This window comes from Bradyrhizobium sp. BRP22, assembly GCF_020194175.1.
Classification (GTDB): domain Bacteria; phylum Pseudomonadota; class Alphaproteobacteria; order Rhizobiales; family Xanthobacteraceae; genus Bradyrhizobium.
The window spans coordinates 1-13,670 of sequence record NZ_JADYVX010000039.1 but is presented as its reverse complement, the minus strand read 5'-3'; the positions used below and the strand labels follow the sequence as shown (position 1 = coordinate 13,670).

At 65.2% G+C, this 13,670-nt stretch carries 11 protein-coding genes; 1 reads left to right on the top strand and 10 read right to left on the bottom strand.

The features are described from left to right. Window positions 1–141: 141 nt before the first annotated feature. The 8 genes from ftsW to rsmH all read right to left on the bottom strand — a co-directional run bounded on the left by ftsW (window position 142) and on the right by rsmH (window position 10,203). Window positions 142–1,293, bottom strand: a complete 1,152-nt coding sequence (ftsW, locus tag I6F35_RS32810) for a putative lipid II flippase FtsW (RefSeq protein WP_225121783.1) — start codon at window positions 1,291–1,293, stop codon at window positions 142–144. 226 nt (window positions 1,294–1,519) lie between these two features. After that, window positions 1,520–2,920, bottom strand: a complete 1,401-nt coding sequence (gene murD, locus I6F35_RS32805) for a UDP-N-acetylmuramoyl-L-alanine--D-glutamate ligase (protein WP_225121782.1) — start codon at window positions 2,918–2,920, stop codon at window positions 1,520–1,522. Further along, complete coding sequence (gene mraY / locus I6F35_RS32800) at window positions 2,917–4,023, bottom strand: phospho-N-acetylmuramoyl-pentapeptide-transferase (protein WP_225121781.1); 1,107 nt, start codon at window positions 4,021–4,023, stop codon at window positions 2,917–2,919. Before mraY ends, murD begins: the two co-directional genes overlap by 4 nt. A gap of 9 nt (window positions 4,024–4,032) precedes the next feature. Beyond that, window positions 4,033–5,466, bottom strand: a complete 1,434-nt coding sequence (locus tag I6F35_RS32795; protein WP_225121780.1) for a UDP-N-acetylmuramoylalanyl-D-glutamyl-2,6-diaminopimelate--D-alanyl-D-alanine ligase — start codon at window positions 5,464–5,466, stop codon at window positions 4,033–4,035. Beyond that, window positions 5,463–6,920, bottom strand: coding sequence for a UDP-N-acetylmuramoyl-L-alanyl-D-glutamate--2,6-diaminopimelate ligase (locus tag I6F35_RS32790; protein WP_225121779.1), 1,458 nt, complete (start codon window positions 6,918–6,920; stop codon window positions 5,463–5,465). Before I6F35_RS32790 ends, I6F35_RS32795 begins: the two co-directional genes overlap by 4 nt. A gap of 143 nt (window positions 6,921–7,063) precedes the next feature. Continuing rightward, on the bottom strand, window positions 7,064–8,809 hold the full coding sequence (locus tag I6F35_RS32785; protein WP_225121778.1) for a penicillin-binding protein 2: 1,746 nt from the start codon (window positions 8,807–8,809) through the stop codon (window positions 7,064–7,066). Then, on the bottom strand, window positions 8,806–9,207 hold the full coding sequence (locus I6F35_RS32780) for a hypothetical protein (RefSeq protein ID WP_225121777.1): 402 nt from the start codon (window positions 9,205–9,207) through the stop codon (window positions 8,806–8,808). The genes I6F35_RS32785 and I6F35_RS32780 overlap by 4 nt, the downstream gene beginning before the upstream one ends. A gap of 3 nt (window positions 9,208–9,210) precedes the next feature. Further along, window positions 9,211–10,203 carry a 16S rRNA (cytosine(1402)-N(4))-methyltransferase RsmH gene (gene rsmH / locus I6F35_RS32775; RefSeq protein ID WP_225121776.1) on the bottom strand — a complete coding sequence of 331 codons (993 nt, stop codon included), beginning with the start codon at window positions 10,201–10,203 and terminating at the stop codon, window positions 9,211–9,213. Window positions 10,204–10,666: 463 nt separating this feature from the next. Between rsmH and I6F35_RS32770 the strand changes: the two genes are divergently transcribed. Beyond that, entirely contained in the window at window positions 10,667–11,524 is an 858-nt protein-coding gene (locus tag I6F35_RS32770; protein WP_225121775.1) for an N-acetylmuramoyl-L-alanine amidase, read from the top strand. 171 nt (window positions 11,525–11,695) lie between these two features. Here the strand turns inward: I6F35_RS32770 and I6F35_RS32765 are convergent, their stop codons facing one another. Next, window positions 11,696–12,931 carry an RNA polymerase sigma factor gene (locus tag I6F35_RS32765; RefSeq protein WP_225121774.1) on the bottom strand — a complete coding sequence of 412 codons (1,236 nt, stop codon included), beginning with the start codon at window positions 12,929–12,931 and terminating at the stop codon, window positions 11,696–11,698. Between the two features lie 91 nt (window positions 12,932–13,022). After that, complete coding sequence (locus tag I6F35_RS32760) at window positions 13,023–13,373, bottom strand: YciI family protein (protein WP_225121773.1); 351 nt, start codon at window positions 13,371–13,373, stop codon at window positions 13,023–13,025. Window positions 13,374–13,670: the final 297 nt, after the last annotated feature.

Genomic DNA, 13,670 nt, shown 5'->3' with positions numbered 1-13,670 from the left:
GCTTCTACAGGCATTAAGCCGTCATTGCGAGCCACCGGGTCGGCGCAAAGCGCCGCCCGATGACAGGCTCCACGAAGCAATCCATTTCACCGCTTGCGGAGGCATGGATTGCTTGGTCGCTTCGCTCCTCGCAATGACGAGCTACGCATAGCTCGGCGCTGCGCTGGCCGCATTGGTCGATTCGATCTCGGTGCGCGGGCGCTGCCTCGTGAGCGCCAGCATCATGCCGACGCCATAAGCCAGCGAAACGATCGAGGAGCCGCCATAGGAGATGAACGGCAGCGTCATGCCCTTGGCGGGAATCAGTTGCAGATTGACCGCCATGTTGATCGCGGCCTGCACCCCGAACAGGATCGCAAGCCCCGATGCCGCAAAGCGCGCAAACATGTCCTCGCTGGCGTAGGCGCGCGACAGCGTGCGGATCACGACGAAGGCGAACAGCGCCAGCAGCGCGAGACAGAGGATGATGCCGAACTCTTCGGCGGCGACCGCGAACACGAAGTCAGTGTGGCTGTCCGGCAGGCTGCGCTTGGCGATGCCCTCGCCCGGCCCGAGCCCGAACCAGCCGCCGTTCCAGAACGCCTCCATCGCCATGTCGACCTGGAAGGTGTCGCCGGAGGCCGGATTCATGAAGCGCTTGATGCGGCCGGCGACGTGCGGGACGAACAGATAGGCGCTGAACAGGCCGAGGCCGGCGGCGCCTGCGAGTCCCAACACCCAGATCATCCGCATCCCTGCGATGAAGAACAGCGCGCCCCACACCATCAGGATCAGCATGGTCTGGCCGAAATCAGGCTCCATCACCAAGAGCGAGACCAGCATCAACAGCAGCACCAGCGCCATCGACGTCGCGGGCATCTCGGGGCGCCTGGTCGATTCCGCAAACAGCCAGGCCGCGACGATGACGAAGGCGGGCTTTGCCGATTCGGACGCCTGGATGTTGACGCCGACCAGCGTGATCCAGCGCCGCGAGCCCTTCACCTCGGGGCCGATCAGGAGCGTCATCACGATCAGCGCGATGCTGCCGAAGAACACCACCAGCGCCACACGCCGGATCTGGCGCGGCGACAGGAAGGAGACCGCGATCAGCACCATGAAGGACGGCAGCAGGAACAGCACGTGCCGGCTGAAGAAATGGAAGGGATCGAGCCCGATCCGGGTCGCGACCGGGGGGCTTGCCGCCAGGGACAGGATGACGCCGCCGAACATCAGCGCGATGATCGCACCCAGCAGCGGCTTGTCGATGGTCCACCACCAGTCGGACAGCGGCGAGCGTTGGTCACGGGCGAGCATGGTGCGTCCCCAGATGGCGGAGGTAACGGCCATTGGTGGACGAGGATGGTTTCCGAAGGGTTAATGAACTGCGGAAGTTTTGATGCGTGGCGGAAGCGGCTCTGCCGTCGTCATACCCCGCGCAGGCGGGGTGTCCAGTAAACGCCGGACTATCGACACAAGCCACCGGCGTCTCTGGAATACTGGATCAACCGCCTTCGCGGGTGACGACAGCCGAGTGTGGGATTCACACCACCGGCTTGACGCCGGGCAGCGCCGTCACGAGGTCGCGGAAGGCGGCGCCGCGGATTTCGAAATTGCGGTACTGGTCGAACGACGCGCAGGCGGGCGACAAGAGCACGACCGCATCAGTGAGGCCGGAGGCTTCGGCGTCACGCGCGGCGTTGGCGACTGCCACGTCCAGCGTCTGCGAAATCTCGTGCGGCACCGCGTCGCCGAGGGTGCCGGAAAATTCCGGCGCCGCCTCGCCGATCAGATAGGCTTTGCGGATGCGCGGGAAATAGCCGGTCAGGCCGGTGATGCCGCCGGCCTTCGGCTTACCGCCTGCGATCCAGAAGATGTCAGAAAACGACGACAGCGCATGCGCGGCCGCATCGGCGTTGGTGCCTTTGGAATCGTTGACGAACAGCACGTTGCCGCGGCGACCGACCTGCTCCATGCGGTGCGCGAGGCCGGGAAAACTGCGCAGGCCGTTCTGCAGCACATCCGTCGAGATGCCCATCGCCAGCGCGCAGGCCGCGGCGCATGCGGCGTTCTGGGCGTTGTGCAGGCCGCGCAGCGAACCGATGCCGCCGAGCCGCGCGACTTCGCTGCGCGCAGCGCCCGACGCACGCACGATGGTCTCTCGTTCGACATAGATGCCGTCGGGCAGCGGGTTCTTCACGGACACGCGCACCACGCGCTTGCCTGCCTGATCGAGACGGTCGGCGATGTTGCGGCAGAAGATGTCGTCGACGCCGACGATCGAGGTGCCCGCCGGCTGAACGCCGGCCACCAGCCGCTCCTTCACCGCGGCGTAATTTTCCAGCGTGCCGTGGCGATCGATGTGGTCCTCGCTGACGTTGAGCAGGATGCCGACGGACGGATCGAGCGAGGGCGTGAGGTCGATCTGGTAGGACGACATCTCGATCACATGGACGCGTCCCATCCGCGGCGGCTCCAGCGATAGGATCGCGGTGCCGATATTGCCGCCCATCTGGGTGTCGTAGCCCGCGACCTTCATGAGATGCGCGATCAGCGCCGTCGTGGTCGACTTGCCGTTGGTGCCGGTGATCGCGACGAACGGCGCCTGCGGCGCGTGACGGCGCCGCTCGCGGCAGAACAATTCGATGTCGCCGATCACCTCCACGCCAGCCTGGCGCGCCAGCAGCACGCTCCAATGCGGGGCGGGATGGGTCAGCGGCGCACCGGGGGTCAGGATCAATGCAGCGAAATTCGCCCAGGATACGGAGCGCAGATCGGCGGTGGTGAAGCCGGCTTGGGCGGCTTTCGCGATATTGTCGGCATTATCGTCGCCCGCGATCACCTCCGCCCCGCCCGCCTTCAGCGCGTGGCAGCTCGCGAGGCCCGAACCGCCGAGGCCGAACACGGCAACCGTCTTGCCGGCGAAGGAGGTGACAGAGATCATCGCAGCTTCAACGTGGAGAGGCCGGCGAGTGCCAGCATCACCGAGATGATCCAGAAGCGGATCACGATCTGCGGCTCGGTCCAGCCCTTCTGCTCGAAATGGTGGTGCAGCGGCGCCATCCGGAACACGCGCTTGCCGGTGAGCTTGAACGAAGCCACCTGCACGATCACCGAAACCGCTTCCAGCACGAACAGGCCGCCGATCACCGCCAGCACGATCTCGTGCTTCACCGCAACGGCCGTTGCTCCCAGCATGCCGCCGAGCGCGAGCGAGCCGGTGTCGCCCATGAAGATCGAGGCCGGCGGCGCGTTGAACCACAGGAATCCGAGACCGGCGCCCAGCACGGCGCCGCAGAGCACCGCGAGCTCGCCGGTGCCGGCGACATAATTGATCTGCAGGTAGTCGGAGAACACCGCGTTGCCGGTGAGATAGGAGATCATGCCGAAACTGGCAGCCGCGATCATCACCGGAACGATGGCAAGACCGTCGAGGCCGTCGGTCAGGTTCACCGCATTTCCCGCGCCGACCATGACGAAGGCGCCGAAGATCACGAAGAACCAGCCGAAATTGAACACGACATCCTTGAAGAAGGGAATCGCGAGCGAGGTCGAGGACACATCGCGGCCGAGCCGCACCAGCGCGTAACAGGCGGCGAGCGCGATGATCGCCTCGATCGCAAGGCGCAGCTTGCCGGCAAAGCCGCTATGGCTCTGCTTGGTGACCTTCAGATAATCGTCATAGAAGCCGACGAAGCCGAAACCCAGCGTCACCGCCAGCACGATCCAGACGTAAGGGTTGATCGGGTTGGCCCAGAGCAGCGTCGCCACCACCACGCCGGACAGGATCATCAGCCCGCCCATGGTCGGCGTACCCTTCTTGGAGATCAGGTGCGACTGCGGGCCGTCGGTTCGGATCGGCTGGCCCTTGCCCTGGCGCAGCCGCAGATGATCGATGATCCAGGGCCCGAACAGGAACACGAACAGCGCACCCGTGACCATCGCCCCGCCGGTGCGGAAGGTGATGTAGCGGAACACGTTGAGCGCCGTCCGGAGCCCCCCGAAGCCGGGGACCGTGTTGGAAAGGTCGATCAGCCAATAAAACATTCAATATGCCTATAGCGCTTTTTCATGCGCGGCTTTGCCGGGAAAGCGCTTTTCCAGCGCGTTGACGATCCGCTTCATCTTCGAACCCAGCGATCCCTTGACCATGACGGCATCGCCGGGGCGGATCGCCGCGACCGCCTGGGTCTCCAGACTCGCCGAGCTATCGGCATAGCCTCCCCGCCTTGCCGAGGAAAGAGCGTCCCAGAGGTTGCGCATCAGCGGACCACAACAATAAACGAGGTCGATATTGTTGGCGCTGACAGCCTCGGCCAGGGCGCGATGCAGCGCCGGGCCGGTCGGGCCGAGCTCGAGCATGTCGCCGAGCACGGCGATGCGGCGACCCTGCGGACCGAGCTGGGCGCGCCCAAGCACGTTCAGCGCAGCCGCCATCGACGCCGGATTGGCATTGTAACTCTCATCGATCAGCGTCGCCTCGCCGGTCCCGATCTCGAGGATGCGCCGCGCACCGCGGCCCGCGGGCGCCTCGAGCTGCGACAGCGACAAGGCCGCGCGCGCGAGGTCCGCGCCGATCAGCGACGCACCGGCGAGCACGGCAAGCGAGTTCATCGCCATATGACGGCCGGGCATGCTGATCTTGTAGGTGACGTCATGGCCGAGGATGTTGGCGTGCACGGCGGAACAGACCGCATGCAGCGACACGTCGATCAGCCGCGCGTCGGATTGCGAGTCCATGCCGAAGGAAACGATGCGTGAAATACCAAGTTCCTTTGCGCGCGTCACAAGTCTGGCGAATTGCGGATTGTCGCGGTTGAGCACGACGGCGCCGTCAGGCTCGAGACCCAGGAAGATCTCCGCCTTGGCGTCCGCGATCTGCTCGATGCCGGAAAAGAACTCTAGATGTACCGGCTCCACGGTGGTGATCACGGCAACATGCGGCCGCACCATCTTCACCAGCGGCGTGATCTCGCCGACATGGTTCATGCCGATCTCGAACACCGCGAAGCGCGCCGACGCGGGGCAGCGCGCCAGCGACAGCGGCACGCCCCAATGATTGTTGAAGGACGCGACGGAGGCGTGCGTCTCGCCTTGTGCCGAGAGTACGTGGCGCAGCCCTTCCTTGGTCGAAGTCTTGCCGACCGAGCCGGTGACCGCAATGATCCTGGCGTTGAGCCGCGCGCGTGAGGCGTGGGCAAGATCGACGAGACCGGCGAGCACATCATCGACGATCAGGAGCGGCGCATCGGCGGGAAACTTGTCGCGCTGCGCCTTCTCGACCACCGCGAGCGCGGCGCCCGCCTTCAACGCGGCGTCGACGAAGGCGTGGCCGTCATGCACGTCGCCCTTGATGGCGAAGTAAGCCTCGCCCGGCCGAAGCGTACGGCTGTCGATGGAAAGGCCGGTGACGCCCGAGGGCAAGCGCCCCTGCGTCGCCGCGCGCATCGCATCGACCATCGCCGCCGATGTCCATAATGGTGTGCTCATGCGACCCTCGCTTCAAGCGCCGTCGCCACGGCCTCATGATCGCTGAACGGCAGCGTCCTGTCGCCGACGATCTGCCCGACTTCATGCCCCTTGCCGGCGATCAGGAGCGCATCGCCCGGCTGCAATGCGGCGATGCCGGCCTTGATCGCCTCGGCGCGATCGCCGATTTCGCTGGCGCCCTTTGCCGCGGCGAGGATGGCGGCGCGGATCGCCGCCGGATTCTCGCTGCGCGGATTGTCGTCGGTGACGATGACGCTGTCGGCATTGTCGGCGGCAATCGCGCCCATCAGCGGACGCTTGCCCGCGTCGCGGTCGCCACCGGCGCCGAAGACCACGATCAGCTTGCGCTTCGCATAGGGCCGCAGCGCCTGCAGCGCCTTCGCGAGCGCATCCGGCTTGTGCGCGTAGTCGACGAAGATCGGCGCGCCGTTGCGCTCGCCGACACGTTCGAGCCGGCCCTTGGCGCCCTCGAGATGTTCGAGGCTCGCGAACACCGCATCGGCCTCGCTGCCGGTGCCGATCGCAAGGCCGGCGGCCACCAGCGCATTCTCGATCTGGAACTCGCCGACCAGCGGCAGATGGATGGCGCGCCTCTGGCCGCGATGCTCGATCACGAGCTTCTGCGCAAAACCTTCGATCGAAGCCTCGACCAGGCGAATGCCATCTCCGCCATCGGCGTTGCGGCCAACGGTGATGACCCCGAGCTTGCGCGCGCGCGCCACATCGATCACGTCAGGCGAGCAATCATGATCGGCAGAAATCACGGCCGCGCCGCCGGGCAGCACAAGGTCGCGGAACAGCCGCAGTTTGGCGTTGAGATAATGCGCCACGTCGGGGTGATAATCCATGTGGTCGCGCGACAGGTTGGTGAATCCGCCGGCGGCGACGCGCACGCCGTCGAGCCGATACTGGTCGAGCCCGTGCGAGGACGCCTCGAATGCGAGATGCGTGACGCCGTCACCGGCGATCTCGTCGAGCTGGCGATGCAGTTCGATCGGATCGGGCGTGGTCAGCGAGCCGTAGACCGTGCGCTTCGGCGACACCAGGCCGATGGTGCCGATGCTCGCGGCATCGTGCCCCAATCGCTGCCAGATCTGACGCGTGAAGGCCGCCACCGATGTCTTGCCGCTGGTGCCGGTCACCGCCGCAATCGTCTCCGGCTGGCGCGGGAAGAACTTCGCCGCAGCCAATGCCAATGCGCGGCGTGGATTGGGCGTCACGACAAAGGGCACGCGCAGGCCACCCTGCGGCCGATGGTCGCCCGCGACCGCCACCGCGCCTGCGGCAATCGCGGCATCGATGAAGCGCGCCCCATCGGTCTTGTAACCGGCGAGCGCGAAGAACAGATCGCCGGCCTTTGCCGTGCGGCTATCGGCGGTCAATCCTCCGATTTCGATCGCTTCGGCAAGCGGATCGATCGTGGCATCAGCACTGAAGAGGTCGCGAAGTCTCATGATCTTCCAGTCCGGCCGACGATTTACACGTTCGAATGTGACAGCGCTTCCTCGAAGCGGCGCCCTGCTCTCGCTTTCGGTTTGAGCATGATCCTCCCGGAATTCCGCATTTCACGCTTCCGGATCATGCCCCGCTCCACGCCTTACTGGGTTGTCCTCGATGCCGCAAGAATAAGGCGGTCGGACGGCGGCAGATCGAAGCGCGGCTCGATCCCCAAAAGCGGCGCAATACGGGCGATGACCTTGCCACCGGTCGGCACCGCATTCCAGCCCGAGGTGATGAAACCATGGGTCTCCGGCAGCGCCTTCGGCTCGTCCAGCATCACCAGAAGCTGGTACTTCGGATTATCGGCCGGCATGATGGCCGTAAACGAGTTCAGCACCTGCTTTTTGGAATAGCGGCCATTGACCACCTTTTCCGCGGTGCCGGTCTTGCCGCCGATATAATAGCCCTTCACATCGGCCGACTTGGCGGTTCCGATCTCGGCGTTGAGCCGCATCAAATAGCGGATCTTGTCCGACGTCTCGGTCTTGACCACTTTTTTCGCGATCGCCCTCGCCTCTTCCTCCGACCGCTTCAGGAAGGTCGGCTGGATCAGATAGCCGCCATTGACCATCGCGTTGATGCCCATCACCGCCTGCAGCGGCGCAACCGCGATGCCGTGGCCGAAGGAGATGGTGATCGTGTTCAACTCGCCCCAGCGCTTTGGCACGATCGGCGATGCGCTCTCCGGCAGTTCGGTGCGCAGCCGGTCGAGCTGACCGACCTTCTTCAGGAACGCCTTGTGCGCCTCCACCCCCTGGCTCAGCGCAACGCGGGCCGCGCCGACATTGGAGGAGAAGGTGAACACTTCCGACAGCGAGATCGCGCGGCCGAGCGGATGGGTGTCGTGGATCGCGAACTTGCCATAGTGCAGCGCACCGCGCGCGTCATACATGGTGTTGAGCGTGGCCTTGCCGGAATCCAGTGCCATCGCCAGCGTCAGCGTCTTGAAGGTGGAGCCCATCTCGAACACGCCCGTGGTCAGGCGGTTGATACGGTCAGGGTCGTGCGCCTCCTTCGGATTGTTCGGATCGAAATCGGGCAGTGAGACCAGCGCGACGATCTCGCCGGTCCGTACGTTGGAGACGAGGCCCGAGGCCGCCTTGGCCTTGTATTTCTCCTTGGCCTTCAAGAGCTCGTCGCGCAGCGCATGCTCGACGCGCAGATCGATCGACAGTTCCACCGGCTTCTGCAGGCGGTCAGTGGCAAAGCCCGCGCGATGCAGATCGGCCAGGCCGTTATTGTCCAGCCACTTCTCCATGCCGGCGATGCCCTGGTTGTCGATATTGACAAGGCCGATCAGGTGGGCAACGGCAGCGCCGGTCGGATAGATGCGCCTGTTCTCGCGCAAAAAGCCGATGCCGGGAATGCCGAGGCGGTGGATATCCTGCTGCTGCTGCGGCGTGATCTCGCGCTTCAGCCAGACGAAGCCCTTTCTCGAGGACAGACGATCGCGCACTTCGGCGGTGTCGACGTCGGGCAGCGTCGCGGTCAGAAGCTCGATCGCCTCGTCCTTGTCGATGATGCGGCGCGGCTCGCCGAACAGGCTCGGCGCCTTGACGTCGGTTGCAAGGATCGCGCCGTTGCGGTCGACAATATCGGGGCGCGCGGTCGCCATCGCATCCTGCGCGGCGGTGCGCCGGGCGCCATGGCTGTCGGCGCCGATCGCGAACATCACGAGCCGCCCGGCAATGATGGCGTAGACGGCGGCAAAGGCGAGGATCGCGAAACCGACACGGGCGCGCGCCTTCGCGGTGCGGTCGACATTCCGCCCGTAGAGCATGCTGCGGATCAGCCGCTGCCGCCACGGCTCGGCCGGCTTTGTGCTTGGCGCGCGGTCGGTCATTGCTGATCTCCCTGCTGCGCCGGCTGCTCTACCGATCCGGTCACGCTGTCCTGGTCGGCGGCCGCCTCGATGGTGTTGATCATCGCGCCGATCGGATCGGGCGCGCCTGGCCGCGCGAAGTTCGGCGGACGTTCAGGCAGGTTCTTCAAGGAGTCATATTGATTGGCCGTGAGCGGTTTCAACGCGAGATGACGTTCGGCCAATCCCTGCAGCCGAAGCGGCGCGTCGAGCTTGGCCCATTCGGCACGCAATGCCGCGATCGCGTCGCGCTGCTCGCGGATTTCCGCGTTGAGCCGCAGCACGCGTTCGGTGCGCGCCGTCGATTCCATCTTGATGCGGTAGACATAGGCCGCACAAACCACGAGAAAACCAATGACGAGGAAGTGGAGGATGCGCATTCGCTAGCCTCCCCTCATCACGCGTTCGAGCGTCGGCCAAGACGGCGGCGCACCCGCGGCATGCGCCGGCGCCTCGGTGCGTTCGGCGGCGCGCAGCTTGGCCGATCGCGCGCGGGGATTGGCCGCGACCTCGTCCTCGGATGGCGTCAGCGGACGTTTTGTCAATATCTTGAAGCTCGGCGCCATCTGCGCCACTTCGGGCAGATGCCGTGAGCCGCCCGCCGCCTTGCCGCGCTCGGCAAGAAAATTCTTGACGATGCGGTCTTCCAGCGAATGGAACGAGACGACCGCCAGCCGGCCGCCTGGCCTGAGCACGCGCTCGGCGGCGGTAAGCGCGCGATGCAATTCGTCGAGCTCTTCATTGACGAAGATGCGCAGCGCCTGGAACGTCCGCGTCGCCGGATGGATCTCGTTCGGCTTGGAACGGACCACCCTGGCGACGATGTCGGCCAGCGCTTGTGTCGTCGTGATCGGCGCTTCCTTGCGCGCGGCGACGATGGCGCGCGCCACCGCGCGCGAGTGCCGCTCCTCGCCGAAGAGATAGATGATGTCGGCGAGATCGCGCTCGGACGCGGTTGCGATCACATCCGCCGCGGTCGGCCCCGAATGCCCCATTCTCATATCGAGCGGACCTGCCAGGCGGAACGAGAAGCCGCGCGCGGCCTGGTCGAGCTGCATCGAGGAGACGCCGATGTCCATCACCACGCCGTCAACGGCTTCGACGCCTTGGGCCACGCAGATGTCGGCGAGACTGGAGAAGCGGTCCTCGACCAGCGTCAGCCGGCCGTCGGCGCGATCGACCAGATCGAAACCGGCCGTGATCGCCGACCGGTCGCGGTCGATGCCGATGACGCGGGTTCCAGGCACGGCGAGAATCAGTCGGCTATAACCGCCAGCGCCAAAGGTGGCGTCGACATAGATGCCGCCGTCCTGCGGATTCAGCAGCGCGACCGCCTCATGGCCGAGTACGGAAGTATGGGGCGCAGCAGGCGTCATGCGCCGGCTCCGGACGCCGTCCGGCATACAGGGTCGAAACTGGACACGGACCAGCCCATGGCGCCTCGAATGGTTGCGCATCAGTGCGCGGTTCCGGCCGAACAGCCGCGGCACGGAGCACGCGCCGGTTCCCATATCAGGCCGCAAATCCTGATTTCCGACCGGAGTTTGCTGGGCTGCCATGGGATTTCGCGCGCAAGCGGGCCTCGGCCGTCCCTCAAATACCGGTTCGGCTATTCATCACTTAGTAACGGCATTTAGCGTTAAGAAAGCGTTGCCGAATCCTTCACGGTTTCTTTTGCTTTTTCACCACACGTGGAACCGCACCATCCACAGCCGGGTCTAAAATTCGCGTGGCATGCGCGTCATGTGATTGCGCCCGCGGCAGGGTAAAGGAATAGTAAATTGAAGGCTGTCCCGAAATTGCAGGGTTGCCGTTGTGCCGCCGGGTTTGAGATTTGGGATGTCGTCTGGTTCGTTCACGTCAGCTGATTCGAAGCGTCAACACGCCCTTCCAGTTCCCAGGGCCATCGCCGACATGAAGACCTTTACTCCGGACTCCTCGATCGTCTCCGACGTCATCCCGTCGGTGAATTTCGGTGAACGAAATAACGGCCGGCAGCCCGACATGATCGTGCTGCACTACACCGGCATGCCCGACGTTGAAGGCGCCATCGCGCAGCTCTGCACCGCCGGCACCGAGGTCTCCGCACATTATATTGTGCTGGAGGACGGCCGCATCGTTCAGTGCGTGCCGGAGAGCAAGCGTGCCTGGCATGCCGGCGTGTCCTCCTGGGCCGGCGAAGAGGATATCAATTCCTGCTCGATCGGCATCGAGATCATCAACCGCGGACACGACTGGGGTTATCCGGACTACCCACTGCGCCAGATCGCGGCAGTGATCGCGCTGTGCCGCGGCATCATGCTCCGCCGCAACGTTCCCGCGCATCGCGTGCTCGGCCATTCCGACGTGGCGCCAGCGCGCAAGAAGGATCCCGGCGAGAAGTTCCCATGGCATTCGCTGGCCAATTCCGGTGTCGGGCACTGGGTTCAGCCAGCGCCGATCGTGCGCGGGGATACGCTCCAGCTCGGCGCGATCAGCGACAACGTCACCAACATGCAGAAGGCATTCGCCCGCTACGGCTACAACATCCCGACCAACGGCAAGTTTGACGGCCCCACCATGGAAGTCGTCACCGCCTTCCAGCGCCATTTCCGCCAGGCCCGCGTCGACGGCATCGCCGACCAGTCGACCATGATCACCCTGCACGCGCTGCTGGAAAGCCTGCCGGAAGCGACGGGAGGGGTTGCAGCGAAGTAGGCACTGACTCCACAACGACGCTCGAAACCCCTTCCCCCTGAAAGTGGGAAGGTCGGGATGGGGGGTCAACCACGGGCGCTGGCGTTCGTGGAGAGAGGTGATCCCCACCCGCTTTGCGCGTTCCGCGCAAATCGACCTCCCCTTTTTCAAGGGAGGTGGGAAGTAGCGCCATCACTCCATCTCCGCGATGCGGCGCGCATAGAGCCGCCGCAGCGGCTCCAGTTGCGTCGCGGCGGTTGCCGCCAGATAGGCTTCGCGCGCGTCATCAGTGCGACCGAGGCGGCGCAACAGATCTGCGCGGACTGCGGGAAGCAGTTCGTAACCCTTGAGGCTGCCGCGCGCTTCGAGTGCGTCGATCAGGTCGAGCGCGCGCGCCGGACCGTCGACCATCGACACCGCCGCGGCATGATTGAGCTCGATCACCGGCGAGGGGCTGATGCGGAGCAGCACCTCGTAGAGGCCGGCGATCTGCGGCCAGTCCGTGTCTTTATAGCTCGGCGCACGGGCATGCAGCGCCGCGACCGCGGCCTGCACGGCGTAGGATTGCGGCCGGCCGGGCATGCGCAGCGCCTCCTCCACCAATCGCAGGCCTTCGGCGATCTGGCGATAATCCCACAGCGAGCGGTCCTGCTCCTCGAGCAGCACGATGTCCCCGCCTGCGGTCTTGCGGCCCGCGCGGCGCGCATCGTGCAGGAGCATCAAGGCCAGGAGCCCTTTGATCTCGCCGCGGGCGGGCATCAGCGCATCGATCAGCCGCGCCAGCCGGATCGCCTCGCGCGCCAGATCCGGGCGCATCAGGTCCTCGCCGGAGGTCGCGGCATAACCTTCGGTGAAGACGAGATAGATCACCGCCAGCACGCCGCGCAGCCTGGGTTCCAGCGCCTCGCGCTCCGGCACCTCGTAGGGGATGCCGGCAAGACGAATCTTCTGCTTCGCGCGGAGCAGCCGTTGCGCCATCGCGTCCTCGCTGACGAGGAAGGCCCGCGCGACCTGGGCCGTGCCGAGGCCACAGACCGTGCGCAGCGTCAGCGCGACCTGCACCTCCTCGGCAAAGGATGGATGGCAGCAGGTGAAGATCAGCCGCAGCATATCGTCATCGAGCGTGGCATCGGCGAGCTCGGAAGGAGCCGCCGCGTTGAGCAGTAGCTCGTGCGTCAACTCCTGCTCCTTGCCGCGGAACACCGCATTGCGGCGGATGCGGTCGATCGCCTTGTTGCGGCCGACATTGACGAGCCACGCCCGCGGATTGTCCGGCAAGTCGCCCGCATACCAGCGCTCCAGCGCCACCGCGAACGCCTCCTGCAGCGCGTCCTCCGCGAGATCGAAATCGCCGACGAGACGGATCAGCGTCGCCAGCGCCCGGCTCGCCTCGTCGCGGAAGATCTTTTCGATCTGGGTCGGGGTCATTTTGCGGCACCGTCATTCCGGGGCGCATCGAAGATGCGAACCCGGAATCTCGAGGTTCCGGGTTCGCGCTTTGCGCGCCCCGGAACGACATTCAATCATAGACCCAGATCGGTCGCACCTCGATCGTGCCGAGCCTTGCGCTCGGGATGCGCGCCGCGATCGCCAGCGCCGTGTCGAGGTCCTTTGCTTCGATCAGATAATAGCCGCCAAGTTGCTCGCGCGTCTCCGCGAAGGGGCCATCCGTGGTCAGCGTCTTGCCGTCGCGCACGCGCACGCTGGTCGCCGTAGTCGTCGGTCGTAGCCGGTCGCCTGCCTTGAAGTTGCCGCTCTGGATGATGGACTGGGTGAACTTGCCGTATTCCTCCATCATCTTCTGGCTCGTTGCCGCGTCGAGTTTCGCGTACTCGACCTCGTTCTGGTAGATCAACAACAGATACTGCATCTCGAAATCTCCTCTAGATCGGCTGGATCGCCGACACCCAGTCGAGCGGGCGGCACGCAAAACGACATCTTCAGGATAATTTATTTGGAGCCGTTCGGGACCCCGGCTTGTCTCTTGACCTTACGGCAACAAACCCCCATGCCTATGGGCGTCAGTCGGCCGGACGGCCGCTCCCGCAGGTGCCGAAAGGCCGCGGGGGAGGAAAGTCCGGGCTCCATCGACATGCGGTGCCGGATAACGTCCGGCGGGGGCAACCCCAGGGAAAGTGCCACAGAGAACGAACCGCTACCCCCACCC